The following is a 23,514-nucleotide window of genomic DNA, read 5'->3' as shown; positions in this document are numbered from 1 at the left end:
CAGTCCTTCAGCGCGCCGATGTGGCGGGGACGGGTGCCCGTTTGAGCTTCCGCCATACCCAGACCAGCACCGGCCAGATCAGCGCGCCGATCGCCATGGCGGCCAGAATCGCGGCGATCGGCCGCTCGAAGAACGGGAATACGCTGCCGTCGGATTTGATCAGCGAGGTGACGAAACTTTGCTCGATCATGGTGCCCATCACGATGCCGAGCACCATCGCGGCGACCGGATAGCCGTTTTCTTCCATGACGTAACCGATGACGCCAAAGGTCGCGACGATCACGACGCCGAATATGTTGTTGCCGATCGCGAACGAGCCGACGGCGCAGCACAGCATGATGACCGGCATCACGGTGGAACGCGGCGCGCGCAGCACGTAACTTGCAACCCTGATCATGACGATGCCGAGCGGGATCATGATGATGTTGGCGATGATGAACATCAGGTAGATCGCATACATGCTCGACGCTTTTTCGGTGAACAGCGTCGGGCCGGGGTTGAGGCCCTTCATGTAGAGCACGCCGATGGCGATCGCCGCGATGGTATCGCCGGGGATGCCGAATAGCAGCGAGGGCACCCAGCCCGAGGCGATGCTGGCGTTGTTGCTAGCGCCGGCCTCGACCAGGCCCTCGACATGGCCGGTGCCGAACTTCTCGGGCTCTTTCGAAAAGCGCTTGGACATGGCGTAGCTGACCCAGGCCGCCATGTCGGCGCCGGCGCCCGGCAGCACGCCGATGATGATGCCGACGATGTTCCCTCGCGTCATCTGCCAGTTGTACTTTTTGGTGAGCTTCCACTGGCCCGCCAGGATGCTTCCGAATTTGCGCCGCGGGATCGGCGGCGGCTCCGGCGTCAGCATCGCGCGCATCACCTGCGCCACGGCAAAGACACCGACCAGCGCCGGGATCGGTTCGATGCCGCCGAACAAATTGGTCATGCCGAAGGTGAAGCGCGGCACTCCACCGGGGTTTTCGATGCCGATGCACGCGACCAGGAGGCCGATGAACATGCTGGCGATCGCCTTGACCGGAGAGGAGCGCGCGACCAGCGTGGCGCACATCAGGCCGAGGAATGCCAGCCAGAAATATTCGAAGGTCGAGAACGACAGCGCGATCTCGGCGAGCGGCGGCGCCAGGATCATCAGCGAGAGCGTGCCTGCGATGCCGCCGACGGCGGAGAACCACACGCCCGCGCCGAGCGCGAGTTCGGCCTCGCCCTTGCGCGTCATCGCATAGGCTTCGTCCGCATAGGCCGCGGAGGCGGGGGTGCCCGGGATGCGAAGTAACGCGCCGGGGATGTCACCGGCGAAGATCGCCATCGTGGATGCCGCCACGATGGTGGCGATCGCGGCGATCGGCGACAGATAGAACGTGACCGGGACCAGCAATGCGGTCGCCATCGTGGCCGACAGGCCAGGCAGCGATCCGATCACGAGGCCATAGACCGATGCCGCCAGCATCGCGACGATGACTTCCCAGGTGGTGATGAGCGCGAAGGCTTGCGTCAGGGTATTGAGCATCGATCACCAGGGCATTGGCAAAACGCCGGGCGGCAGCGGCACGCGCAGCAATTTTGAGAAAATCAGGTGGACGCCGATCGGCGCCAGCACGGCGAGCGGCAGCGCAACCTTCCAGCGGGCTCCGAGCGCGGTTGCGGTCACGTACACGATCAGGGTCGCCGTAAGGATGAAGCCGAGCCGGTCGGCGATCGCCACGTAGAACAGCAGCAGCGCCGGCGGAAGCAGGGCGCGCAGGCCGTAGAGCTTTCCGGTCGGTGGCGGAGGCTGGCCGCCCTCGACCGGAATAAGCTCTTCTTTCTCTTCGAAGTTGTGGCCGACCCCGAACGCGATGGCGAGCCCGCACAGCGCCAGACCCGAGCCGATCACCAGCGGGAAGACGTTCGGTCCGACCGGCTGACCAGGGACCGGTGGCAACTGCCATCCGCCATAGGCGGCAGCCGCGCCGAGACCAACGAGAAACAATCCCGTGACGCGATCGGGAAGACGCATGAACGAGCCCTATGGTTTCCGGTGAAGGGGGCCGCCGGAATGGATCAAGCCTTCGACAGGCCGGCGGCCTTCATCGCCACGCCCATCTGGGCGTCGCCCTTGTCCATGAAGGCCGCGAATTGGGCCGCATCGCCCCACACCGTTCCGAAGCCGCGATTGCTCATGAAGTCCTTGAACTCCTTGGAGTCGTAAACCTTCTTCAGCGACGCCGTGAGCTTGGTCGCGACATCAGCCGGCAGGCCTTTGGGACCGGCAATGCCGCGCCACGCACCGGTCGAATAGTCGATGCCTATGGCTTCCTTCAGCGTTGGCACGTCGGGGAATGCAGGATTGCGCGCCGTAGCCATGACGGCGAGGCTGCGCGCCTTGCCGGCCTCGATGATCGCGCGGGCTTCCGGCACCGAGCAGGTGGTGAGGTCGAGGCCGCCTGCCGCGAGATCCTGCATCGCGGGCGCGGCGCCATTCGAGGGCACCCACGCCACGTGGTTCGGCGCAAGCCCCATCGCCTGCATCCAGCCGACCAGCGCTAAGTGCCAGATGCCGCCCTGGCCGGTGCCGGAGGCTTTGAACTTGCCGGCAGGCGCGGCCTTGATGGCGTCGGCGAGCTCTTTCACGGTCTTGTAGGGCGATGCGGAACTGACCTGGATGCCGGGCGGATCCTCGTTCATCAGCGCCAGCGGCGTATAGCTCTTCGGTGCCAGTTCCGTGAGCCCCTGCCAGTGCATCATCGAGATTTCCACCGTCAGCATGCCGATGGTGTAGCCGTCGGGCTGTGCGGTCGCGATCGCGGAATGGCCGACCACGCCGGAGCCGCCGGTGCGGTTGACCACGTTGAACGGCTGGCCGAGGTCCTTCTCCAGCAGCGCCGCCACGATGCGCGCGGTCGCGTCGGTGCCGCCGCCGGCGCCCCACGGCACGATCACCGTCACCGGCCGTGCCGGATAGGCCTGCGCCAAAGCCGGCTTGAAGCCAAAACCCGCGACGGCCGCGGCAGCAGCGGATGAAGCCGCGAAGGCGCGGCGCGTGATCTTTTTGGACATCGGTGGTCCTCCCTGCGGCATCCGTGAGGCCGGACGCTCTTGTGATGAGACATTCTAGGCGGCTTTGCGTTGTTGTCGCAAGGCATTGGCTCGTGAGGAGGGTCGTCGCCGATGGGCATCTCGCCGCATCCGGAAATCGGGTGGCGGCGACCGGGCTACCCGAAATAGGTATCCATGTGCGGCCCAGTCATCGGGTCGCGAATGATTGCGGAGAGAACCATGACGACAGCCTATTACAGCACCGTGCTGAACCATCCCCTGGAAACCGTGTGGGACCTGATCCGCGACTTCAACAACTATCCGGCCTATATCGATGGCGTCAGCGAAAGCATGATCGAGGACGACAAGGGCGGCGACGAAGTCGGCGCGGTCAGGCGCTTCTGCTACCTCGGCAACTGGATCAGGCAGCGGCTCGCCGGCCATTCCGACGAAGCGCATGCGCTGACCTATGCGGGCATCGAGCCGCTGCCGTTTCCGGCCGAGGCGACGCCGCATGCGCCCGCGCCGACGCGCTACGAGGGGACGATGCACCTGCTGCCGGTCGTCGAGGGCAACCGGACCTTTATCGAATGGAAAGTGCAACTCGATACCGCGCCGCAGGATGCCGATCGCTGGCAGACGCTGTTCGAGTCATGGATTCCGGACTGGACGCATTCGCTCGAACGGGCGCTGGGCCGTCAGGCTGCGTGATGGTGCGGCCTCACTGCGGCCGGTCTTCGTCGTCCTTCGGTCGCGCGCCGCCGAAAATTTTGGCGCCTTCCGACGTCAGATACGGCTTCAACGTCTCCCAGGGTACGAAGGCGATGTACTCGCCTTCGGCGTAGGAGCCGACAGCATAAGGTGAGTAGTGGAAGGTCAGGCCGGAGCTCTTGCCTTCCTCGGTCGATGGCGCCAGCGAGACCGGCCCGATCTTGAGAAGCTTCGGCTCGATGGCTTCGATGGCGCTGGCATCCGTGCCTTCCGCGCCGCGCTTCTTTTTCTCTGCCTCGAGCGATGCAATGACGCCTCGCCGCATCGCTTTCAGCGTCGGGCCGTCGTCGGCTGTTTCGGTGAAGAACGGACGGATGCTGATGCGTTTGCCTGCTGACCTGTCCCACAGGATCGTGTCGGACGAGCTGTTGGGGTGCGCGCCGCCCGTATATTCGTAGTCGGCCCTGACGATGCTGACATAGCGGCCGTCGACCACCGAGCGCGTCTCGTATTTCCGCTCAAACGACCACGCGTTGCGGAACAAATCGGGGTCCTGCTTGCGCTCCTTGTCGGCATCGGTGCGGTTTTTCTCTGTCCACTTCTTTCCCTCAGCCAGGCAGTTCGCCGCCAGTGCAGGATCGGCCTTGATCTTCGCGTCGAGGATGACGGTGGCCTCGACCCATTTGGTCTTGATGGAAAAGTCCGGCTTGGGCTCGGCGGCCAACGCTGGGCCGAGCGCCGCAGCGCCTGCGATGGCGCCCGCTAAAGCTAATGTCCGGGCGAATGCGATGTTGCGCAAGGGCGATCCTTTGAAGGTAGCTGCGCCCGGCGGAAAATTACTCCGCCGCCTCGCTGCTGTGGCCAAGCCTTGCGTTGAGCTTGTGGATCAGCTCTTCGGCGGCGTCGGAGATCACGGTGCCCGGCGGGAAGATCGCTTCGGCGCCGGCCTTGTACAGCGCGTCATAATCCTGCGGCGGCACCACGCCGCCGATGATGATCATGATGTCCTCGCGGCCGTGCTTCTTCAGCGCGGCCTTCAATTCCGGCACAGCCGTAAGGTGGGCAGCCGCCAGCGACGACACGCCGAGGATATGCACGTCGTTCTCGACTGCCTGCCGCGCCGCCTCGTCGGCGGTGGCGAACAGCGGCCCGATATCGACGTCGAAGCCGACATCGGCGAAGGCCGACGCGATCACCTTCTGGCCGCGATCGTGGCCGTCCTGGCCGATCTTGGCGACGAGGATGCGGGGGCGGCGACCCTCGGCATTCTCGAACGCATCGATCAGCTCCTGCACTTTTTCGACCCGGTTGGACATGGCGGACGCCTCCCGCTTGTAGACGCCGGTGATGGATTTGATTTCGGCGCGGTGACGGCCGAATACTTTTTCCATCGCGTCCGAAATTTCGCCGACGGTGGCCTTTGCGCGCGCAGCATCAATCGCCAGCGCCAGCAGATTGCCGTTGCCTTCGCCGGCGCTGCGCGTCAGCGCCGCAAGCGCCTGATCGACTTCCTTCTGGTCGCGCTCGGAGCGCAGCCGCTTCAGCTTGTCGATCTGCAGCCGCCGCACGGTGGAGTTCTCCACCTTGAGCACGTCGATCGCCGCTTCATTGACCGGCTTGTACTTGTTGACGCCGATCACGGCCTGCTTGCCGGCGTCGATCCGCGCCTGCGTCTTCGCGGAAGCTTCCTCGATGCGCAGCTTCGGCACGCCGGCTTCGATGGCCTTGGCCATGCCGCCGAGCGCCTCGACTTCCTGGATATGTCCCCAGGCTTTCGCCGCGAGGTCGCGGGTCAGCCGCTCGACGTAGTAGGAGCCGCCCCAGGGATCGATGATGCGGTTGGTGCCGCTTTCCTGCTGCAGGAACAATTGCGTGTTGCGCGCGATGCGGGCCGAGAAATCCGTCGGCAGCGCCAAGGCTTCGTCGAGCGCATTGGTGTGCAGCGACTGCGTATGGCCTTGGGTCGCCGCCATCGCCTCGATCGTGGTGCGCATCACATTGTTGAAGACGTCCTGCGCGGTCAGCGACCAGCCGGAGGTCTGGCAATGCGTGCGCAGCGACAGCGAGCGCGGATCCTTCGGATTGAACTGCGTCAGCAGCTTGGCCCACAACAGCCGGGCGGCGCGCATCTTGGCGACTTCCATGAAGAAGTTCATGCCGATCGCCCAGAAGAACGACAGCCGCGGCGCAAAGCGATCAACATCGAGGCCGGCAGCAAGACCGGCGCGTAAGTATTCGACGCCGTCGGCCAGTGTGTAGGCGAGCTCGAGATCCTGTGTCGCGCCGGCTTCCTGCATGTGATAGCCGGAGATCGAGATCGAATTGTACTTCGGCATTTTTTGCGAGGTGTACGCAAAGATGTCGGAGATGATCCGCATCGAAGGCGCCGGCGGATAGATGTAGGTATTGCGCACCATGAACTCTTTCAGAATGTCGTTCTGAATGGTGCCCGAGAGTTTCTCCGGCGGCACGCCCTGTTCCTCGGCGGCGGCGACGAACAGCGCAAGGATCGGCAGCACCGCGCCGTTCATGGTCATCGACACGCTCATCTGGTCGAGCGGAATGCCCGCAAACAGCGTCCGCATGTCGTAGATGGAATCGATCGCGACGCCGGCCATGCCGACGTCGCCGGAGACGCGGGGATGATCGGAGTCGTAACCGCGGTGAGTGGCGAGGTCGAACGCGACCGAAAGGCCCTTTTGCCCGGCCGCGAGGTTGCGACGGTAGAATGCGTTGGAATCTTCCGCCGTGGAGAAGCCCGCATATTGCCGGATGGTCCAGGGCTGGTTGACGTACATGGTCGGGTAGGGGCCGCGCAGATAGGGCGCGACGCCGGGCCATGTCTCGAGGAAGTCGATGCCTTCGAGATCGGCCTCGCTGTAGCCGGGCTTCACCGGAATGCCCTCGGGCGTTAGCCACGGCTCGGCGCTGCCGGCGGGCTGCGCGGGCGCGGTGGCTTCAAAGGCGATATCTGCGAAGTTCGGTATGCGGCTCATGGTACCCATCATAGCACATGTGAACGTCGGGGATCGTTACCCCTAATCATGGTCCGGATGCTGGTGGCCGGTGATGGTCGCCATCTTCTCCGGCCCGTAATTCTGCTGCGTGGTCTGGCTCGGCAGGTTGGCGATGCCGACCACCCAGCCGAGCCGGGATTCGGTTCCATATTGCCGCGTCGGCACCACCCGGTCAGGCCGGTCGAACGTGCCCGTCATGATCTCGATCCGGGGACCGCCGATCAGGCGAAAGCTTAGGGGCGTGCCGCAGGCCGCGCAGAAATCGCGCTCGGCGATCGAGGAGGATTGGAACGAAGCCGGCTTGCCGCGGGTCCAGGTGAAATGTTCGTGCTCAATGTCGGCGAAGGAGGCAAACGGCGCGCCCGATGCCTTCTGGCACATCCGGCAATGGCAGATGCTGATCTTGGTCGGTGCCTTCGACATCGCAAAGCGGATGGCTCCGCACTGGCAGCCGCCGGTCAGGACCGTCTTGTGGTTGTTTTCCGTCATGCTCGCTCCATCCGCCGCCAGGCTTCCTGCAGCATCGCCAGCGCGTCACCGCCGGCAAAGATGAAATCGCCGACGCCAGCCGTGCGCAGTGCGGCCTCTTGCTCGCCGGGCCGCCCTGCCAGATAGATATGCTTGGCGCCGGCCGCTTGAAGGGCCTTTGCCGCGGCCACCGCGTGTTCCGCATAGACATTGTCGGACGAGCACAGGCAAACAATAACCGCGCCGGACCCCTTGAACGCGGCGGCCAGCGCCGCCGGGTCGGCAAAGCCTTGGGTGTCGATCGCCTCGATGCCGCCGGTCTCGAAGAAGCTCTTGGCGAAGGTGGCGCGCGCGGTGAAGTCGGCCGCCGTGCCGAGATTGGCCAGGAAGATTTTTGGCCGGGCACCATCGCGCTTTAGTCTGGTATCCGACTTATCCCGCAGCGCCTCGAACGGCGCGGCCAGCCGCATCGGCGGCAGGGGATCGAATTTGAATTTTGCTTCGCCATAGGGCGGCAGCACGATCGGCTTCGCATCGAGCACGGCGATTTCAGCCTCATGCAGGTTCGGAAACTCACTCGCGCCCGTCAACACCTCACGTCGCTTGGCGATATTGGCCTCGCGCACGGCCCGCATTGCGGCGACCTTGCGCTGGATCAGATTTTGTTCGAGCGCGGCGAAGATCCCGCCGGCCTTTTCGATCTCCTGAAACAGCGACCATGCGGCTTCGCAAAGCTGTCTTGTCAATGTTTCGATGCCGCCGGAGCCGGCGGCGGGATCGCTGACCTTGGCGAGGTTGGACTCTTCCAGCAGCACCAGTTGTGTGTTGCGCGCGGCACGCCTGGCGAACGGATCGGGCAATCCCAGAGCCAGCGTGTGCGGCAAAACGGTGATGGTATTAGCGCCGCCGAGGCCGGCGGAGAAGGTCGCCATCGTCGCGCGCAGCATGTTCACGTAAGGGTCGCGCTGCGTCAGCATGCGCCAGGCCGTATCAGCCGCGATGAACAGCGGTTTTGGCGTCAGGCCGCAGGCCTGTTCGACCCGCGCCCACAACAGCCGCAGCGCCCGGAATTTCGCCAGCGTCAGGAACTGGTCGGCGTCGGCGGCCAGCCGCGCATACACCATGCCTTGCGCATCTTCGAGCGCAACGCCTGCCTGTTCGGTCGCGCGCAGATAGGCTGTGCCGGCGGCCAGCACAAATGCCAGTTCCTGCACCTCCGATCCGCCGGCATCATGGATCACCCGCCCATCGGCAGCTGCGAACGGGCCTTTGAAGCCCATCGCGGCGAGGCCTTTGATCGCGCCCGTGACGGCGGGCACGATCTCGGCCCAACTGTCGGGACTTGAGCCCCACACCGCGCAGGACCCGAGCGGGTCCAGTCCGAAGCGGATATCGCAGGCGGCGGGGTCGATACCTCTGCGCTTGATATATTCCGCCACGTGAATGGCCGCCATTCGCGACTGCGGGCCGATCTGAAGCTCGATTCCGATCCCGGCGTCGAGATAGATACCGTCGAGAACCTGCGCGACCGCCTCCGCCGAAGGATCGAGCCCAAACCCATGGGCGCCATTGGCGCCGGCGAACACGAGTGTCAGCCCCGTCGCGCCGTTCTCCAGATCGTGCAGCGCCTGCGCGTTGGCCGCTTTCGCGTCGGGATGATCGATCCGCTGCATGATCTGCCAAGGCGCAGCCGCGGCACGGCCGGCGACCGGCGTGGCGCCTTGGGCGCGGCGATAGATCGGATCGATCTTCAACCCATCGGACGTCCTGCTGACCAGTTTCTCGAACGGCACGCCCTTCAGCACCCCGTCGACCAGCTTGCGCCAGTCCTCGTAGGTCGCCTGCGGAAACTCCGCGGCCAATGTCAGCTCGTCAGTTTTGGTCATACGGCCCATTATTCCCTGGTCGTCTCTTGATTTGGCTGGAAATTGCCACGGGGCGGCCGCCAAGCCAAACGGTTGTTTTGGGATCTTTCGGCGTCAATCGAGGTCGGGCAACCGCTGGATACCCTCGGTCGAAAGCTGGGCCAGCGCATCGGCGACGCGGCGTCCCGCAATGATACGGTCGGGCGCGATCTCGGCCAGCGGCACCAGCACGAAGGCGCGCTCGAAAGCCCGCGGATGCGGCAGCGTCAGTTCCGGCTTGTCGAGCCTGACGTCATCATAGGCGATCAAATCGAGGTCGAGGGTGCGCGGACCCCAGCGTGTCTCATGGGTGCGGTCGCGGCCGAATTTTTTCTCGATCTTGTGCAGCGTGAACAGCAGCGCATGCGGGTCGAGGCTGGTTTCGATCTCGATGCAGGCGTTGGTGAACGGCGCCTGGTGTTCCTCGCCCCAGGGCGGGGTGGTGTAGTCGGAGGAACGCGCGAGCAGGGCGGCCTGCGTCATGCCGCAAATATTGGAGATGGCTTTCTTGAATGTGGCGCGGACGTCGCCGACATTGCCGCCGAGTGCGATCAGCACATCCGCCATGTCAGGGCGATTGCCGCTTGCGCGTCAGCACGACGCCGACATCCTCGAAGATCGCGGCGATCGGTGCATGCGGCTTGTGCACGGTGACCTTGACCGCATCGACGCGCGCAAACGCCGCGAATATCGCGTCTGCAACGGCGCCGGCGGCGCGCTCCAGGAGTTTGTAATTGGTGTTCTTGAACGCTGCCGTCGCGGTCGAAACCACACTGGCATAGGACACGGTGTCGGACAGGTGATCGGTGTGCGAGGCTTCCGACAGGTTGACGGAGAGTTCGAGATCGATGACGAAACGCTGCCCGACTTCGGTCTCGTGCTCCATCACGCCGTGGCGGGCATGGATGACGACGCCGGTGATGAAGATCGTATCGCTCATCCGTGTTCCCTGATTGCGGCGGTGACGCGCAGCGCCTGTACGGTCTCGGCGACGTCATGCGCCCGGATGATCCGCGCCCCGTTCTGGGCCGCCAGCAGATGCGCGGCAATCGAGCCGCCGAGGCGCTGATGCGGCTCCGACGGCGTCACCGTGCTGATGAAACGCTTGCGCGAGGCGCCGACCAACAGTGGAAGTCCGAACGACTGCAACTCGCCGAGCCGCGCCAGTGCGGTCATGCTCTGCTCGGGCGTCTTGCCGAAGCCGATGCCGGGATCGAGGACAATCTTGTCAGGTGAAATTCCCGCTTTCGCCGCGATGTCGAGCGAACGCACGAAGAAGTCGGCGATGTCCTGCATGATGTCGATGGCGGGATCGGCGCTATCGCGGTTATGCATGATGATGACGGGCGCGCCGCGCTCGGCGATGAGGCCAGCCATGCCGGAATCGCGCTGCAGGCCCCAGATATCGTTGGCGATGGCGGCGCCCTGATGGAGCGCCCAGGCGACGACGGCCGATTTCATGCTGTCGATTGACACGGGAATGCCGAGCGCGACGACGTCAGGCAGCACCGGCTGCAGGCGCTTCAATTCTTCATCCGCCGAGATCGGTTCCGACCCGTAGGGCCGGGTGGATTCCGCGCCGATGTCGATGATGTCGGCGCCCTCGGCGATCATCCGCCGGGCCTGGGCCAGCGCGTGCTCAGGGGCGGCGAATTGCCCGCCGTCCGAGAATGAATCGGGCGTTACATTCAGTACGCCCATCACCGCCGGATAGGGCCTGGACAGCAGCGCAGGCAGCACCGGATGGCCGGCCGGACCGGTCGCCGCGGTGGGTCTGGGCTTGGCTGCGATCATGCGGTGGCTTTGCGCGGTCCGCGCCGGGGAGTCAAGGCGTGAGAGCCGGCCGCCGCGGGCCAGGCCTGACCGGCTTTTAGTAGCTGATCATCGGCGGAAGCTTGCGTGCCTGCTCGATCAGTTGTTCGACCGATCTTTCGGAGGGCAGAACCCGGACCAGTTTGCGCTTGGTATTCACGTCTTTCAAATTCTGGGCGAGCCGCGCCGGATTGCGGAGCGCGAGTTCGCGCACGGTGGTGACGCCGGCCGCGCGCACCAGACCTACCTTGGCCTTGCCCATGCCGGGAATTCGCATGTAGTCGGAAAAATTTGCCCATTCGAGCAGTTGCTGTTCGCTGATGCCGGTCTTCGCTGCGAGCGCCTTACGCCCCTTGACCGTGCGGGCGGCTTCCAGCAGCGCTTCCGTGGTGCGAATGCCCTGCGATTTCAGCTTCGAGGCAGAGTAGGCGGTCAAGCCTTCGATCTCGGAGAGGGGATATGTCATGATACTCAATGAAAAAAATGTGCTCAGGCCGAATGTGCTCAGAAGAGATGCGATTTACGCGAACTGGCTGAGCCCCGGCGTCCCTGAAATGATTTCGCCCATTTGATCCGCTCCGATTTTGTCGCGGCCGAACCTGAAAAGTTCACGCGCCACGTTTTGAATCTCGCTCATGCCCAGACCAAGCGCCATCAGTCGGGTGCCCACCGCCATCAAACCTCCGCCCATCAGCCGCGAGAATCCGCCATTGCTGCTGGAAGCCGCAATCGCAGCCTCGGCACCCGGAATTTGGTCGATCAGGGCCTGAACCTTGTCGGAGGGTCCCTCGTTACGGAGAAAACCCAGAACGATGCCGATGGTCTTTTCAGCGACAGCGCTATCGATGCCGGCCTTGGAGGCCAGCCGTCCTACCAGTTCGTCCATATTTGCCCCGTCCCCAACCGGTTTAACCGGGTCGTGTACTTCTAAATTGATCTTGAGCGCCTGCGATCTGAAATACAAGCGATCCGCGCGTGTGAAGACCTAGATCGAGTCGCGAGTGTTGCAGCAATGCAAGACTGAATGCCGGATTCACGCTTACTTGTTGCGCTGCGCTCTCGATTTCTCCGCCGGAGGTTGGAAAAAAGTATGAGAAGTGCGAACGATGAGGCGGGCGAACGCTCACATGTGCGCTGGCCGACAGTTTCAATCGGCGGGCAGGATGCGATATGATTGCCAACAAATTCCCCGGCGCGCGAAGAGGCGATGCGATGGCGACTTCCGATAGCAAGACGGCCGACACCGACGAGAAGATTTTTATCGGAAAAGGCGAACAAACGGCCTGGCTTACGCTTGCGCTTGCCAATCGGCATGGCCTTGTCACCGGAGCGACCGGGACCGGCAAGACCGTGTCGCTGCAGGTGATGGCGGAGGGCTTTGCCCGCGCCGGTGTTCCCGTGTTCGCGGCCGATATCAAGGGTGACCTGTCCGGTATCTCCGAAGTCGGCGAGGCCAAGGACTTCATCCTCAAGCGCGCCGGAGAGATGGGCCTCAAGTTCGAGCCCGATCAGTTCTCGACGGTGTTTTGGGACGTGTTCGGCGAGCAGGGCCACCCGGTTCGCGCCACGGTCACGGAGATGGGGCCGTTATTGCTGTCGCGGATGCTCGATCTGAACGACGTGCAGGAAGGCGTCCTCAATGTCGCATTCCGTGTGGCGGATGAAAACGGCCTGACGCTGATCGACATGAAGGATCTGCGCTCGCTGTTGGATGCGATCGTTCCCGATGGCCGCAAGAAGGGCCCGGACGCCGAGGACGATCCGTTTGCCGAGATCCGAAAGGTTGCCCAGGGCTACGGCAATGTCAGCAAGGCGACAGTTGGGACCATTCAGCGCCAGCTTCTGGTGCTGGAAAACCAGGGCGGAACGAAATTCTTCGGCGAGCCGGCTCTGGCGCTGAAGGATTTCATGAAGACCGACAGCGATGGTCGCGGGATGGTTAACATTCTGGTCGCCGACAAGCTGATGGAGAGCCCCAGGCTCTACGCCACCTTCCTGTTGTGGTTGCTGTCGGAACTGTTTGAGGAACTGCCGGAAGCCGGCGACTTGCCGAAGCCGAAACTGGTGTTCTTCTTCGATGAGGCGCATCTGTTGTTCAACGACGCGCCGAAGGCGCTGATGGACAAGATCGAGCAGGTGGTCCGCCTGATCCGCTCCAAGGGTGTCGGCGTCTACTTCGTCACACAGAATCCGATCGACGTGCCGGACAAGGTGCTGGCCCAATTGGGCGGCCGCGTGCAGCACGCGCTGCGTGCTTTCACGCCGCGCGACCAGAAGGCGGTGAATGCGGCGGCGCAGACCTTCCGGCCGAATCCGAAGCTCGACACCGCCCGCGTCATCATGGAACTCGGCAAGGGTGAAGCGCTGGTGTCGTTCCTCGAAGGCGGCGGCACGCCGACCATGGTCGAGCGCGTCATGATCCGGCCGCCGACGGCGCGGATCGGGCCGATCACGCCGGAAGAGCGCAAGGCGATCATGAACAAGAGCCCGGTCAAGGGCAAATACGACACCCCGGTCGATGCCGAATCCGCCTATGAGATGCTGCAGAAGCGCGTGGCTGAAACGGCGGCGCCTGCGGATGGAGCAGATGGCGGTGCGGGCGCCGGCGGTGGCGGGATCCTCGGCCAGATCGGTTCGATCGTTGGCACGATCTTCGGCACCAACGTCAAGCGCGGCAGGCTGTCGACCGGCCAGGTGATTGCGCGAGACGTTACGCGATCCGTCACCAACAAGGTGGTCGGCGGCATCGTCGCCGATCTCGGCAAGTCGGTCGGCGGATCGCTTGGCGGTTCGGTCGGGCGCGCGCTGGTGCGCGGCGCGCTCGGCGGCTTGCTGCGGCGGTAAGAGTTTTTCGAGCGAAGTGGCGGTCGGTTCGCGTGAAGAGTTGTGACGTAATCTCCTCTGAATCCGGAACGAGCGCGTGCTGAGATATCCATCGCTACGAAGGCCGCTCGATCTCCTGTTTCTGGTCTGCTGCATCGCGCTGACGGCCGACGTGCTGGTCCCGGAAATCTGGGGCAACGGCAAGACCAAGGACTATCCGCTGTGGTTCTGGGCGGGGCAGCAGGTGCTGCAGGGCAGGAATCTCTACCCCGACGATCCCGCCGCCTATTTCGAATTCATCTATCCGCCGTTGTCAGCGGTGCTGCTGGCGATCCCGAGCTGGTTTGGCAAGATCCCGCTTTATCTGTGCCTGTCGTTCCTCAACATCGTCGCGTGGTGGATGACGGCGCAGTTCTCGCACGCGATGGCGGGATCGGGGCGCAAGCCCGGGCCGTGGCTGGAAGCGCTGCCGGGCTTCGTCACCGTCACCTTCGTGTTCGACATGTTCGACCTCGGCCAGCCGAACCTGGTCTTGCTGGTGCTGATGCTTTACGGATTCTGGCTGCTGCGGGATCAGCGCGGATGGATGGCGGGATGCATGTTTGCGCTTGCTACCGCCATCAAGGTGTTTCCGGTGGCGGTGTTGCCTTATCTGGTGTGGCGAAGGCAGTGGGCGGCGGCCGCGAGCATGCTGGTGTTCATCGGCGTGTTTCTGTTCGTGTTGCCGGCGCCGTTTCGCGGCTTCCAGCACAATGTCACGGAGCTGAAGACCTGGTACCAGGGCATGGTGGGGTCGAGTTCGGAGAAGGGGTTCGGACAGCGCGACGAGCAGAACTGGTCGTGGGTCAACCAGTCGATCATCGCGGTGACGCACCGGCTGACGCGGCCCGTCAACTACAATCAGGACGATCCGTCCAAGCCCGCGCGCACGATGAATGTCGCCAATCTCGATTTCAGGACGACGAACTGGATCGTGCTGGCGATCTCGCTGGCGATCGGGCTCGGCTATCTCGCCGTCATGCCGCCCGCGTCGCGCCGGACCGAGCGGTCGGACGCCGAGGAACTCGGCATTCTGTTCTGTCTGATGACGGTCGCTTCACCGCTGGCTCGCCAATATTACTTTCTGTGGCTGTTCTTTCCGATCACCGTGCTGGCCCATCGCGCGGCGTATGATCCGAGGCCGGCGGTCAGGGCCGGCACATGGGTATTGCTCGCCTTGGCGGGCGGTTTGTTGTGCCTCTCGCTTCCGCTGTTTCCGATCGACCTGCAGGCGTATGGCAATAATCTCGCCGCCACCGTCCTGCTGACGGCGGGGCTGGTCTGGCACATGTTGCATCCGCCTGCCGCGGATGTCGCCTTGCCTCAGGCCGCGGGCGAGCTACAACTTGAGGTCAACAACAAGGCCCACAGCCAAGGGTAACTTCAAGGGTAACTTCAAGGGATAGTCAGCCATGTCCAACGCAAAGATCCAGCCGGTTCTCGATCACATCGACGCCGATTTCGACAACAGCCTCGAGCGGCTGTTTGCGCTGCTGCGGATCAAGTCGATCTCGGCCGACCCGGCCTTCGCCGGTGATTGCAAGGCGGCCGCTGATCATCTTGCGAAAGATATCGCGACGCTCGGCTTCAAGGCTGAGGTGAGGCCGACGGCGGGGCACCCCGCGATCGTCGCCAAGAACAACGACAAGGCGAACGGTAGCACCGATGGCCGTCCGCATGTTCTGTTCTATGGGCACTATGATGTGCAGCCGGTGGATCCTTTGAACCTCTGGCACCGCCCGCCGTTCGAGCCTGTGGTCACTGACCACGCCGACGGCCGCAAGATCATCGTCGCGCGCGGTGCGGAGGACGACAAGGGACAACTGATGACCTTCGTCGAGGCCTGCCGCGCCTGGAAGAAGGTGACGGGATCGCTGCCGGTCGACATCACGATCCTGATCGAAGGCGAAGAAGAAGTTGGTTCGAAGAATTTCGTGCCGTTTATGGAGTCGATCAAGGATGAGTTGAAGGCCGACTTCGCCATGGTCTGCGACACCGGCATGTGGGACCCGAACACGCCCGCCATCACAACCTCGCTGCGCGGCTTGATGTATGACGAGGTCTCCATCAAGGCCGCCAACCGCGACCTGCATTCCGGTGTGTTCGGCGGCGGCGCGCGCAACCCGATCCGCGTGCTGACCAGCATCCTCGGCGGCTTGTTTGACGACAACGGCCGCATCACCATTCCCGGGTTCTACGACGGCGTGAAGGATCTGCCGCCGGACATCCTGGCGCAGTGGAAGAACCTGAACCTCACGCCTGAGTCGTTCCTGAAGCCAATCGGCCTCTCGATCCCCGCCGGCGAAAAGGATCGCCTGCTGATCGAGCAAGTATCCTCGCGTCCGACCTGCGACATCAACGGCATCATCGGCGGCTATACCGGCGAGGGCTCGAAAACCGTGATCCCGGCGGAAGCTTCCGCAAAGATCTCCTTCCGTCTGGTCGAAGGCCAGGACCCGCAGAAGATCAAGAAGGCGTTCCGCGACTATGTCACCGCGCGGCTTCCGGGCGATTGCAAGGCCGTCTTCACCGAGCACTCCAGTGGGGCGGCCATCGCGCTCGACTGGAACATGAAGCCGCTGGCGGCTGCCAAGCGCGCGCTGACCGAGGAATGGGGCAAGGAGGCGCTGCTGGTCGGCTCCGGCGCCTCGATCCCGATCGTCGCCGATTTCAAGCGCACGCTCGGCCTCGACAGCCTGCTGATCGGCTTCGGTCTCGATGACGACAACATCCATTCGCCGAACGAGAAGTACGACCTCAAGAGCTTCCACAAGGGCATCCGCTCCTGGGCGCGGATTTTGGGAGCGTTGGCGGAAGCGAAGTAGCGAGGGACGGCTACTGAAATGAAAACGCCGCCCGGGATTGGGCGGCGTTTTGATTCCGGACGTGTAGAGGGTGTATGGCGGGGAGTTTAGCGCATCCGCCCGGTGCGATCCATCGGTATTTCTCGCCGCGCTCTCACTCCACCGGGTAGGGTCCCTCGCCAAAAGCGCGATCGTGATAACCCTTGCTGCCGATCTCGCGTGCGAGCGGGCTGCGGATGTCCTCGTCGGCCCGCAGCCGCGCAATCAGCGTGCGGAAATCATGGCGCGGCTGCCAGCCGAGTTCGGCGCGCGCCCGGTCGTTGACGTAGATGCGATCGATGCCCGGGATCATCGTCCAGCCGCGCCGGGCAAACTCGGCCTCATAGTCCGGCGCGTAACGGCGGACGACAAGCGGCGCGCCGTTGCGCAGTTCCGCTGCATCTTGGCGCGCGAAGGGCGTGGTGGCGCTGATGATGTATTTTGCAAAACCGGCCGAGGGCGCGTGTTGGGCGGCGAGCAGGTGGGCGCTGACCACGTCTTCGATATCGACGCGGCGATAGAGGAACTCGCTGGTCTTGATGTTGGCGTCGGTATAGGCCTCGCGTATCGCGCGATTGTCGTCCTCCTCGGGAAAGAATCGCGAGGTGCGCAGCACAATGGCGCGCAGCGAATGATTGCGCGCGAACAGCTGGCACAGATCCTCCGCGGCCGCCTTGGTGACGCCATAGATATTTTTCGGCACTGCCGTGACGTCTTCGGTTATCCAGGCCGCCGGCTCGCCCGGCGGCGGCACCAGCGCATCGCCGAACACGCTTGTGGTGCTGGTGTAGACAAACGCCGTAACGCCGGCTGCGGTAGCTTCTTCGAGCAGATTGAGCGTGCCTGAAATGTTGACGTCGACAAAATCCTGGCGGCTGTGGGTTGCCACATGCGGCTTGTGCAGCGTCGCGGCGTGCAGCACGGTGGTGACACCCTTCATGCAACGCCGCACGAAAGCGCGGTCGGCGATCGAGCCGACATGCTGCGTGAACATGCCGGGCAGAACATCGATGCCGATGGCCTCGCGCCGTTGCGCCTGCAACGTGCGCATCAGCGCCTCGCCGAGATGGCCGGAACTGCCGGTCACCAGTACTTTCACGCCCTGTAACCTTTCGCGCGCCCGTCGGCCTCAGGTCTTGTAGCTGGGATCGATGCGATCCAGTTTCCGCAACAGCGGCGGCCACACCAGATTGGTCGAGCGCCGTTCCGCGAAATCGGCATTGCCAAACAGTTGTTCGTTCTTGTCGATCACGGCCTGTTCGATCGGGTAGGCGGTCGGCCCCAGCATGCGGGTGCGCACCTGCATCGTGCAGGCCCGCTCCAGATGGTACATGCGCTCGAAGGCGGAGGCGACCGAGCGGCCGACCGTCAGCGTGCCGTGATTGCGCAACAGCATGTGGTTCTTGCCGCCGAGGTCCTTTTGCAGCCGCGGGCGCTCGTCATGGTCCAGTGCCACGCCTTCATAGTCATGATAGGCGAGGTCGTGGGTGACGAATTGCGCGGTCTGATTCATCGGCAGCAAGCCCTCCATGCAACTCGCGACCGCCGTTCCGTCGGGCGTGTGCAAATGAAGTACGCAGCCGGCATCCTCGCGCACCTCGTGGATCGCCGAATGGATGGTGAAGCCCGCCGGGTTGATGCTGTATTCGCTTTCGCTGAGCTGGTTGCCGTGCAGATCGACCTTCACCAGGCTCGACGCCGTGATTTCCTCGAACATCAATCCGTAGGGGTTGATCAGGAAGTGATGGTCGGGACCCGGCACGCGCGCCGAGATGTGGGTGTCGACCAGATCGTCCCAGCCATACAGCGCAACGAGGCGATAGCAGGCGGCGAGATTGACGCGCTGGTTCCACTCGGCGTCCGTCATGCCGGACGGAACCTGCTTCAGGCGAGCTTCGGCTGGCGACATGGCGCGCTTTCTCCGGAAAATTGTTGATTTTCGAAAAGCGAGCCTAGCCCCGTGCCGGACGGGCAGCAAGGCGGACGTCCTGCGTGGCAGTCATGCTCTCGCGGCGATGCGCCGTTACGGCGCCGGGATTGCCAGTAACGTCGAGATACCGCGGCCGCGGATATCGTAGACGCGCGCGAACACGACATCGTCACGCTTGATTTCAACCATGACGGGCGCGGTCAGGCCCTTGCAGTAGAACTCGCCCAGCGTCATCGCGAAGTCGGCGGACTGGCTGTCCCAGCCGATCGTGAAGTCGGGGCCGAGCGCCACCTGCGCAGGGCGCTGCGGGCCGCACACCGCGACCTTCCATTTGCGCGCCTGCGGCGGCGATTCCTGCCGCTCGACCAGCTCTTCGCGCAGGCCGTCGGACGCCTGCTTCAGTGCCAGCCCCCAGTAATCCAGCATGAACAGGCTGTCGGCGCCACGAACGGTACCGACGAGGTGATTGAAGTGCGTATACTCGTACGGATGCAGGCGGATCATCTCGCTGAGCGGCAACAGCAGGCCGAACGAGAACACCGCCAGCGCGGCGGGTTGCCAGCGGCGGTGATTATTCTTGAGCCAGTTCATGCCCCAGGCGAACGATACGCCGGCGAGCACCGCCATCGGCGGGATGACGAAGACGAAATGCCGGATGCCGTTGTAGAGCGCAGGGCGCTTCACCATCGCGATCACCAGCGGCAGGGTGGCCGCCAGCGTCAGCATCAGGAACATGGTCTTGCGGCGGGCCGAGACGTCGCCGCGCGACAGCGACATGAAGGTGCCGACGACACCGGCGACCAGAAGCGCGAGCAATATTTCGGGAAGCTGCAGCGCGAACAGCGTCGGCAGGTAGGACCACGGCATATCAGGCACCGAGACCAGCGCGCCGTCGAACATTTCCTTCCAGGGCTTTTCGAAGAAGTGCGAGAAATAGGTCAGCGCCTTGAAGGGATGGTCCGCCTCCATGATCGACCACGGCCACACCAGGCCCATGATCAGGTATCCGACCACGAGGCCGGGCAGCAGCACGTACACGACATGGGCGAAGCGGTGGATCGCTTCGCGCCCGCCTTGCGTGCGAACGTCATCGATCAGCAGCGGCACGAAGCCCACGATCGCATAGACCAAAGCCAGCCCGCCGAGAATCCGGCAGCCAATGGAGAGACCGGCGCCGAGGCCGACGATCAGGATGGTTCGCGGCGAGGGCGCGGGATATTCCTCGGCGAGGCGCACCAGGCCCAGGATCAGGATTACCATCGACACGGCAAACGGCGCGTCTTTCGGGTTCATGAACATGTGCCCGTAGAAGGTCGGGCACAGCGCCAGCAGCAGCAGCGTCGCGAACCCGGCAAGCGGGCCGCCGACGCGCCGCGCCAGCCGCCAGGTCACGGCCAGGCCGATGACGCCGACGACGGCGCCGAGCAGGCGGCGCGTTTCAAACAGTTCGAGCGGGATGACCTTGTGCAGGAGGGCCGCCGCCATGTCGAAGCCGCCGCCATACATATAGAGATTGGCGAACGACAGCGCGCCGGTGTCCTTGAAGCCGGAACCGTACATCCGCAGCAGCAGATCGGCATATTCGGCGTGCGTGTAGTCGTCCCAGCCGAGCCCGTAGTCACGGAAGGTCAGGCCCGCGACAATGGTGACCACCGCCAGCACGAAAATGGCAAGGTCGTCGCAGGTCCGCTCCACCGAGCGCCGTGCGGGCGTATCGAGGGCAGAAGTCGTGATCGATGACATGGCGATTGGTAACCCAGTCCCCTACGGCCCAGCGTGGATATTCTTGAGCCTCATTCCCCGGGTACCCATATAGCGCAGTTCCATTTCCAAAGTAATTGGGAATTGTGGCCTAAATCCCTGATGCAATGCAACAAAAGGGCAGTAATTGGTAGGTGGTAAAACTACGGTTGGTGGGCTGAATGGTAGCTGAATGGCAATGATCGCACGCGATCGGAATCCTGCAGCCGGACGGCACTGTTACAGGAACCATGGGCTCAATTGGCGGTTGGCGGTGCACACAATATGACGGTATCGTGGCGTTGGTGGGCGGCTTGCGAGCGTTTCGGGCGCGGCTGAGGGATTAGTTCAATGATGTTCGTTATGTTGGTCGCCGGGATCGGCCTTGTTTTGGCGGGTCTGTTGGCCACCGGCTATGGAATCTCGATCAAGGAATTCAGTACCGGCAACACGCTCATCATCACCGGTGTGATGGCTGTTTGTACCGGCGCGATGATGCTCGCGCTCTGGATGGCGGTCAGGGAACTGAAGACGATCGCGCGGCGGCTCGGCACTGGCGTGCCTGAAGCGCGCGGGGAGGCCCGAGGTGAGGCCATGGTGCGGCCGGGCCTTCCCGCCGCCACGCGGGATTCCGCCCCCGCCAATGGCGGCTTTCCGGCCGCCGAGCAGCCCGGCGGTCCCGGACCCTTCTCTGCACCGGCACCACCTGCTTTCTCTCCGCCGGCACCGCCGCCATGGCAGAACGAGGCTGTCCTGCGCGATCATCCGATTCCGGAACCGATGCACCCCGAACCGCCATCGTCGGCTTCGAAACCGAAGCGCAATTTGCTGTTTTCATCGACGTCGCGAAAAGAGCGCGAGCGTGCCCAGGCGCGGTCTGGCGAGCCGCTGCCGCCGGACCTGTTATCGTCGGACCTTCGCCCCAGGCCGCCCACCGTGCCGCCGGTCGAAACGGCCGAACCACAGCCGGCATCGTTCGACGATGCCTGGCCGAAAGCGGAACGCGCAAGGCCCGGTGAAATTTCGCCGCAGCGGCGCAGCGGCCGCATGCCCCCGACGCTCGCAGAAGCCAATGGCGGACCGGCGCGGCCTGAGGATCAGCCGGAGGTGACGGTGCTGAAATCGGGCGTTGTCGATGGCATGGCCTATTCGCTCTATTCCGACGGTTCGATCGAGGCCCAGATGCCGGAAGGGATGATGCGCTTCGCCTCGATCGATGAACTGCGCGCGCATCTCGACCAGCGGTCCTAGAACCGGCAATACTTGCCGCGAAGCCCGCCCTTGAAAATAAAGCGCCGCCGTTCTTGTCAGTTTCTGGGCATTTCGTTCATATTCGCCAAGTCGTATGAGATGCCGCTGATGTATAGGCGCGGCTGGATACTGTCCGAACCGTATGGACAGATGCATTCGTGATCCCAAAGGTTGAGCCATGACCGATTCCGCCAGCAAGACGCCCGTCGAACTGACCGCCAATATCGTATCGGCCTATCTCAGCAACAATCCGACCCAGGCCTCGGAAATCCCGAACCTGATCAGCCAGGTCCATGCCGCACTGATGCGGGTGTCGAGCGGCCGCCCCGAGACGCCGCTGGAGCCGGCCAAGCCGGCCGTCTCGGTGAAGAAGTCGATGACCCCGGAATATCTGGTCTGCCTCGAGGATGGGAAGCGCTTCAAGTCGCTGAAGCGCCATCTGCGCACGCAGTACAACATGACGCCGGAACAATATCGCGACAAATGGGGCCTGCCGCCGGATTACCCGATGGTGGCGCCGAACTACGCGGTGGCGCGTTCGCAGCTCGCCAAGAAAATGGGCCTCGGCCAGCAGGCGCGGAAGCGGAAGTAGTTCAATAAGCTGCGAACGTCAGGAAGCCGCGGCCAGCGTCTCGCGCGCGTCGGAGCGGATACGCTCGACCATGGAGCGCAGGCCGTTGGAACGCTGCGGCGTCAGATGCTCGCGGAATCCGAATTCGTCGAAGACGGCAACGGCATCCATTGCCAGGATCTGCTGCGGCGTGCGGCCGGAATAAAGCGTCAGCAGGATCGCGATCAGGCCGCGCACGATATGGGCGTCGCTATCGCCCAGATATTTCAGTCGTGGTTCGCCGCTGCCGCTGCGGTCGATCTGCCTGGACAGCCAAACCTGGCTGACGCAGCCGTTCACCTTGTTCTCGGCGGAATGCTCGGCCTCCGGCATCGGGTCGAGCGTGCGGCCGAGTTCGATGACGTACCGGTAGCGGTCGTCCCATTCCTCGAGCAGCTCGAAATTGTCCCTGATTTCGTCGATCGTCATCTTGGCCCGCGTCGGTTTCCTTAACGTTCTATATAGGATGCGGATCGAGCGAAAGCGACGGAAATGGAACGGGTTCCGTAGCCTTATTTTGAGGCCAACGGCGTCCGCGGCAGCCGCCATTCGATCGCCATGTCGTCATCCGTCAGCGCGTCGGCGGGCGACGCGTTCACGACCACGGCCTCGGCGTCGTCGCCGATCGAACTGGTATGGTCGGGCTTCTTGTCCGGGACGCCGGGATGGTCGGGCTTGGTGATGATCTTATAGAGCTTGCGGGCGCCATCCTGGGCGCGCTGGCCGATCGCGGTCGCGGCCTGACCGCCGACCTCACAGGCCGCCGGCTGGCGCTTGCAGAACTGGCCCATGTCGGAGACGGCCGCGGTCGCAGCCGATACGGCTTCGGAAGCGCCGATCTGCGGCACCTTGTCCGATTCAGGCGTCTTTTCCCTGGGCAGCAGCACGAGCACGAGCCCGAGCCAGAATGCCATGCGAAGCAGAAAAAACATCTCGCGACCCCGGTCGTCTCTTATGGTTGTGTTGCGGTTAAACCGCAGCTTTGTTCCTGACTAACAGCCGTCGATAAATCGGAAGTGTTTGCATTGAGGTAAAGTCACCGAAAATTCGTTGAAAGTTTGAATGATTCGATTCGGCGTAAATTTTCGATTTATGACCACTATCGCGCGAAGACTTCGCGCCGCTCGCGCATCCACCATTTCGAAACCATAGATCGATCCCGCTGGAAACCTGTCGTTCACCATCCGGGCCGAATGAGCGTCGTGCGAGGCGTGAAACGCCCGCGAATGCACGGTGCTGGTCGGTCGCTCCCGGCGCCTTAGCGTTCGCTTAAGTTCGCTCTGACACGGTGACGCAAAGATTGAGGGGGCGTTCCGGCGCGTCTGTCTGACGATCAAGC

General features: G+C 63.5%; 23 protein-coding genes. 6 read left to right on the top strand and 17 right to left on the bottom strand.

Annotation, left to right across the window (positions count from 1 at the left end; genetic code table 11):
* Window positions 1-7: 7 nt before the first annotated feature.
* The 3 genes from C7G61_RS05605 to C7G61_RS05595 are packed head-to-tail and all read right to left on the bottom strand — an operon-like array spanning window position 8 to window position 3,048.
* On the bottom strand, window positions 8-1,519 hold the full coding sequence (locus C7G61_RS05605) for a tripartite tricarboxylate transporter permease (RefSeq protein WP_108513094.1): 1,512 nt from the start codon (window positions 1,517-1,519) through the stop codon (window positions 8-10).
* Between the two features lie 3 nt (window positions 1,520-1,522).
* Window positions 1,523-2,008 carry a tripartite tricarboxylate transporter TctB family protein gene (locus C7G61_RS05600; RefSeq protein ID WP_108513093.1) on the bottom strand — a complete coding sequence of 162 codons (486 nt, stop codon included), beginning with the start codon at window positions 2,006-2,008 and terminating at the stop codon, window positions 1,523-1,525.
* A 44-nt stretch (window positions 2,009-2,052) separates the two neighbouring features.
* Complete coding sequence (locus C7G61_RS05595) at window positions 2,053-3,048, bottom strand: tripartite tricarboxylate transporter substrate binding protein (protein WP_108513092.1); 996 nt, start codon at window positions 3,046-3,048, stop codon at window positions 2,053-2,055.
* 219 nt (window positions 3,049-3,267) lie between these two features.
* On the opposite strand from C7G61_RS05595, the gene C7G61_RS05590 reads away from it, so the two are divergent.
* Window positions 3,268-3,738 (top strand): SRPBCC family protein, encoded by a 471-nt coding sequence (locus C7G61_RS05590; protein WP_108513091.1) that lies wholly within the window; start codon window positions 3,268-3,270, stop codon window positions 3,736-3,738.
* 10 nt (window positions 3,739-3,748) lie between these two features.
* Here the strand turns inward: C7G61_RS05590 and C7G61_RS05585 are convergent, their stop codons facing one another.
* The 9 genes from C7G61_RS05585 to C7G61_RS05545 form a co-directional block, all read right to left on the bottom strand.
* A complete protein-coding gene (locus C7G61_RS05585) occupies window positions 3,749-4,528 on the bottom strand; it encodes a DUF3298 and DUF4163 domain-containing protein (RefSeq protein ID WP_108513456.1) in 780 nt (259 codons plus the stop codon).
* A gap of 46 nt (window positions 4,529-4,574) precedes the next feature.
* Entirely contained in the window at window positions 4,575-6,734 is a 2,160-nt protein-coding gene (gene scpA / locus C7G61_RS05580) for a methylmalonyl-CoA mutase (protein ID WP_108513455.1), read from the bottom strand.
* A 42-nt stretch (window positions 6,735-6,776) separates the two neighbouring features.
* Complete coding sequence (locus C7G61_RS05575) at window positions 6,777-7,244, bottom strand: GFA family protein (RefSeq protein ID WP_108513090.1); 468 nt, start codon at window positions 7,242-7,244, stop codon at window positions 6,777-6,779.
* Entirely contained in the window at window positions 7,241-9,109 is a 1,869-nt protein-coding gene (locus tag C7G61_RS05570) for a methylmalonyl-CoA mutase subunit beta (RefSeq protein WP_108513089.1), read from the bottom strand. Before C7G61_RS05570 ends, C7G61_RS05575 begins: the two co-directional genes overlap by 4 nt.
* Before the next feature lie 93 nt (window positions 9,110-9,202).
* Complete coding sequence (folK, locus tag C7G61_RS05565; RefSeq protein WP_108513088.1) at window positions 9,203-9,694, bottom strand: 2-amino-4-hydroxy-6-hydroxymethyldihydropteridine diphosphokinase; 492 nt, start codon at window positions 9,692-9,694, stop codon at window positions 9,203-9,205.
* A gap of 1 nt (window position 9,695) precedes the next feature.
* On the bottom strand, window positions 9,696-10,067 hold the full coding sequence (gene folB, locus C7G61_RS05560; RefSeq protein ID WP_108513087.1) for a dihydroneopterin aldolase: 372 nt from the start codon (window positions 10,065-10,067) through the stop codon (window positions 9,696-9,698).
* The gene (folP, locus tag C7G61_RS05555) at window positions 10,064-10,921 is read right to left on the bottom strand and encodes a dihydropteroate synthase (RefSeq protein WP_108513086.1); all 858 of its coding nucleotides are present in this window, start codon (window positions 10,919-10,921) and stop codon (window positions 10,064-10,066) included. Before folP ends, folB begins: the two co-directional genes overlap by 4 nt.
* Before the next feature lie 76 nt (window positions 10,922-10,997).
* Entirely contained in the window at window positions 10,998-11,405 is a 408-nt protein-coding gene (locus C7G61_RS05550; protein WP_108513085.1) for a DUF4332 domain-containing protein, read from the bottom strand.
* Between the two features lie 54 nt (window positions 11,406-11,459).
* Window positions 11,460-11,825, bottom strand: a complete 366-nt coding sequence (locus C7G61_RS05545) for a hypothetical protein (RefSeq protein ID WP_108513084.1) — start codon at window positions 11,823-11,825, stop codon at window positions 11,460-11,462.
* Between the two features lie 326 nt (window positions 11,826-12,151).
* Between C7G61_RS05545 and C7G61_RS05540 the strand changes: the two genes are divergently transcribed.
* The 3 genes from C7G61_RS05540 (at window position 12,152) to C7G61_RS05530 (ending at window position 16,626) form a co-directional block, all read left to right on the top strand.
* Window positions 12,152-13,783: a helicase HerA-like domain-containing protein gene (locus tag C7G61_RS05540; RefSeq protein ID WP_108513454.1), complete on the top strand. Its 1,632-nt coding sequence runs from the start codon at window positions 12,152-12,154 to the stop codon at window positions 13,781-13,783.
* Window positions 13,784-13,859: 76 nt separating this feature from the next.
* On the top strand, window positions 13,860-15,182 hold the full coding sequence (locus C7G61_RS05535) for a glycosyltransferase family 87 protein (protein WP_244608135.1): 1,323 nt from the start codon (window positions 13,860-13,862) through the stop codon (window positions 15,180-15,182).
* A gap of 31 nt (window positions 15,183-15,213) precedes the next feature.
* Window positions 15,214-16,626, top strand: a complete 1,413-nt coding sequence (locus C7G61_RS05530; protein WP_108513083.1) for a M20/M25/M40 family metallo-hydrolase — start codon at window positions 15,214-15,216, stop codon at window positions 16,624-16,626.
* Between the two features lie 133 nt (window positions 16,627-16,759).
* Here the strand turns inward: C7G61_RS05530 and C7G61_RS05525 are convergent, their stop codons facing one another.
* The 3 genes from C7G61_RS05525 to C7G61_RS05515 form a co-directional block, all read right to left on the bottom strand.
* Window positions 16,760-17,743, bottom strand: a complete 984-nt coding sequence (locus C7G61_RS05525) for an NAD-dependent epimerase/dehydratase family protein (RefSeq protein WP_108513082.1) — start codon at window positions 17,741-17,743, stop codon at window positions 16,760-16,762.
* Between the two features lie 30 nt (window positions 17,744-17,773).
* On the bottom strand, window positions 17,774-18,553 hold the full coding sequence (locus C7G61_RS05520) for a class II aldolase/adducin family protein (protein WP_108513081.1): 780 nt from the start codon (window positions 18,551-18,553) through the stop codon (window positions 17,774-17,776).
* A gap of 114 nt (window positions 18,554-18,667) precedes the next feature.
* Window positions 18,668-20,317, bottom strand: coding sequence for an ArnT family glycosyltransferase (locus C7G61_RS05515; RefSeq protein WP_108513080.1), 1,650 nt, complete (start codon window positions 20,315-20,317; stop codon window positions 18,668-18,670).
* A 351-nt stretch (window positions 20,318-20,668) separates the two neighbouring features.
* Between C7G61_RS05515 and C7G61_RS05510 the strand changes: the two genes are divergently transcribed.
* Both C7G61_RS05510 and C7G61_RS05505 read left to right on the top strand, forming a co-directional pair.
* Window positions 20,669-21,565, top strand: coding sequence for a DUF308 domain-containing protein (locus C7G61_RS05510; RefSeq protein ID WP_338026050.1), 897 nt, complete (start codon window positions 20,669-20,671; stop codon window positions 21,563-21,565).
* A gap of 178 nt (window positions 21,566-21,743) precedes the next feature.
* Complete coding sequence (locus C7G61_RS05505; RefSeq protein ID WP_108513078.1) at window positions 21,744-22,157, top strand: Ros/MucR family transcriptional regulator; 414 nt, start codon at window positions 21,744-21,746, stop codon at window positions 22,155-22,157.
* Window positions 22,158-22,175: 18 nt separating this feature from the next.
* Here C7G61_RS05505 and C7G61_RS05500 read toward each other — a convergent pair whose 3' ends face one another.
* The gene (locus C7G61_RS05500) at window positions 22,176-22,604 is read right to left on the bottom strand and encodes a SufE family protein (protein ID WP_108513077.1); all 429 of its coding nucleotides are present in this window, start codon (window positions 22,602-22,604) and stop codon (window positions 22,176-22,178) included.
* An 83-nt stretch (window positions 22,605-22,687) separates the two neighbouring features.
* On the bottom strand, window positions 22,688-23,107 hold the full coding sequence (locus tag C7G61_RS05495) for a DUF5330 domain-containing protein (protein ID WP_108513076.1): 420 nt from the start codon (window positions 23,105-23,107) through the stop codon (window positions 22,688-22,690).
* Window positions 23,108-23,514: the final 407 nt, after the last annotated feature.

Source organism: Bradyrhizobium algeriense, assembly GCF_003062295.1.
Taxonomy (GTDB): Bacteria; Pseudomonadota; Alphaproteobacteria; order Rhizobiales; family Xanthobacteraceae; genus Bradyrhizobium; species Bradyrhizobium algeriense.
This window is presented reverse-complemented; position numbering and strand designations above follow the sequence as displayed.

Coding starts and splice junctions, on each gene's coding strand:
- C7G61_RS05575 (WP_108513090.1), bottom strand. CDS start 7,244: ATGACGGAAAACAACCACAAGACGGTCCTGACCGGCGGCTGCCAGTGC.
- C7G61_RS05545 (WP_108513084.1), bottom strand. CDS start 11,825: ATGGACGAACTGGTAGGACGGCTGGCCTCCAAGGCCGGCATCGATAGC.
- C7G61_RS05540 (WP_108513454.1), top strand. CDS start 12,152: ATGGCGACTTCCGATAGCAAGACGGCCGACACCGACGAGAAGATTTTT.
- C7G61_RS05550 (WP_108513085.1), bottom strand. CDS start 11,405: ATGACATATCCCCTCTCCGAGATCGAAGGCTTGACCGCCTACTCTGCC.
- C7G61_RS05590 (WP_108513091.1), top strand. CDS start 3,268: ATGACGACAGCCTATTACAGCACCGTGCTGAACCATCCCCTGGAAACC.
- C7G61_RS05600 (WP_108513093.1), bottom strand. CDS start 2,008: ATGCGTCTTCCCGATCGCGTCACGGGATTGTTTCTCGTTGGTCTCGGC.
- folB (WP_108513087.1), bottom strand. CDS start 10,067: ATGAGCGATACGATCTTCATCACCGGCGTCGTCATCCATGCCCGCCAC.
- C7G61_RS05500 (WP_108513077.1), bottom strand. CDS start 22,604: ATGACGATCGACGAAATCAGGGACAATTTCGAGCTGCTCGAGGAATGG.
- C7G61_RS05595 (WP_108513092.1), bottom strand. CDS start 3,048: ATGTCCAAAAAGATCACGCGCCGCGCCTTCGCGGCTTCATCCGCTGCT.
- folP (WP_108513086.1), bottom strand. CDS start 10,921: ATGATCGCAGCCAAGCCCAGACCCACCGCGGCGACCGGTCCGGCCGGC.
- C7G61_RS05495 (WP_108513076.1), bottom strand. CDS start 23,107: ATGTTTTTTCTGCTTCGCATGGCATTCTGGCTCGGGCTCGTGCTCGTG.
- C7G61_RS05515 (WP_108513080.1), bottom strand. CDS start 20,317: ATGTCATCGATCACGACTTCTGCCCTCGATACGCCCGCACGGCGCTCG.
- C7G61_RS05510 (WP_338026050.1), top strand. CDS start 20,669: ATGTTCGTTATGTTGGTCGCCGGGATCGGCCTTGTTTTGGCGGGTCTG.
- scpA (WP_108513455.1), bottom strand. CDS start 6,734: ATGAGCCGCATACCGAACTTCGCAGATATCGCCTTTGAAGCCACCGCG.
- C7G61_RS05505 (WP_108513078.1), top strand. CDS start 21,744: ATGACCGATTCCGCCAGCAAGACGCCCGTCGAACTGACCGCCAATATC.
- folK (WP_108513088.1), bottom strand. CDS start 9,694: ATGGCGGATGTGCTGATCGCACTCGGCGGCAATGTCGGCGACGTCCGC.
- C7G61_RS05605 (WP_108513094.1), bottom strand. CDS start 1,519: ATGCTCAATACCCTGACGCAAGCCTTCGCGCTCATCACCACCTGGGAA.
- C7G61_RS05530 (WP_108513083.1), top strand. CDS start 15,214: ATGTCCAACGCAAAGATCCAGCCGGTTCTCGATCACATCGACGCCGAT.
- C7G61_RS05570 (WP_108513089.1), bottom strand. CDS start 9,109: ATGACCAAAACTGACGAGCTGACATTGGCCGCGGAGTTTCCGCAGGCG.
- C7G61_RS05520 (WP_108513081.1), bottom strand. CDS start 18,553: ATGTCGCCAGCCGAAGCTCGCCTGAAGCAGGTTCCGTCCGGCATGACG.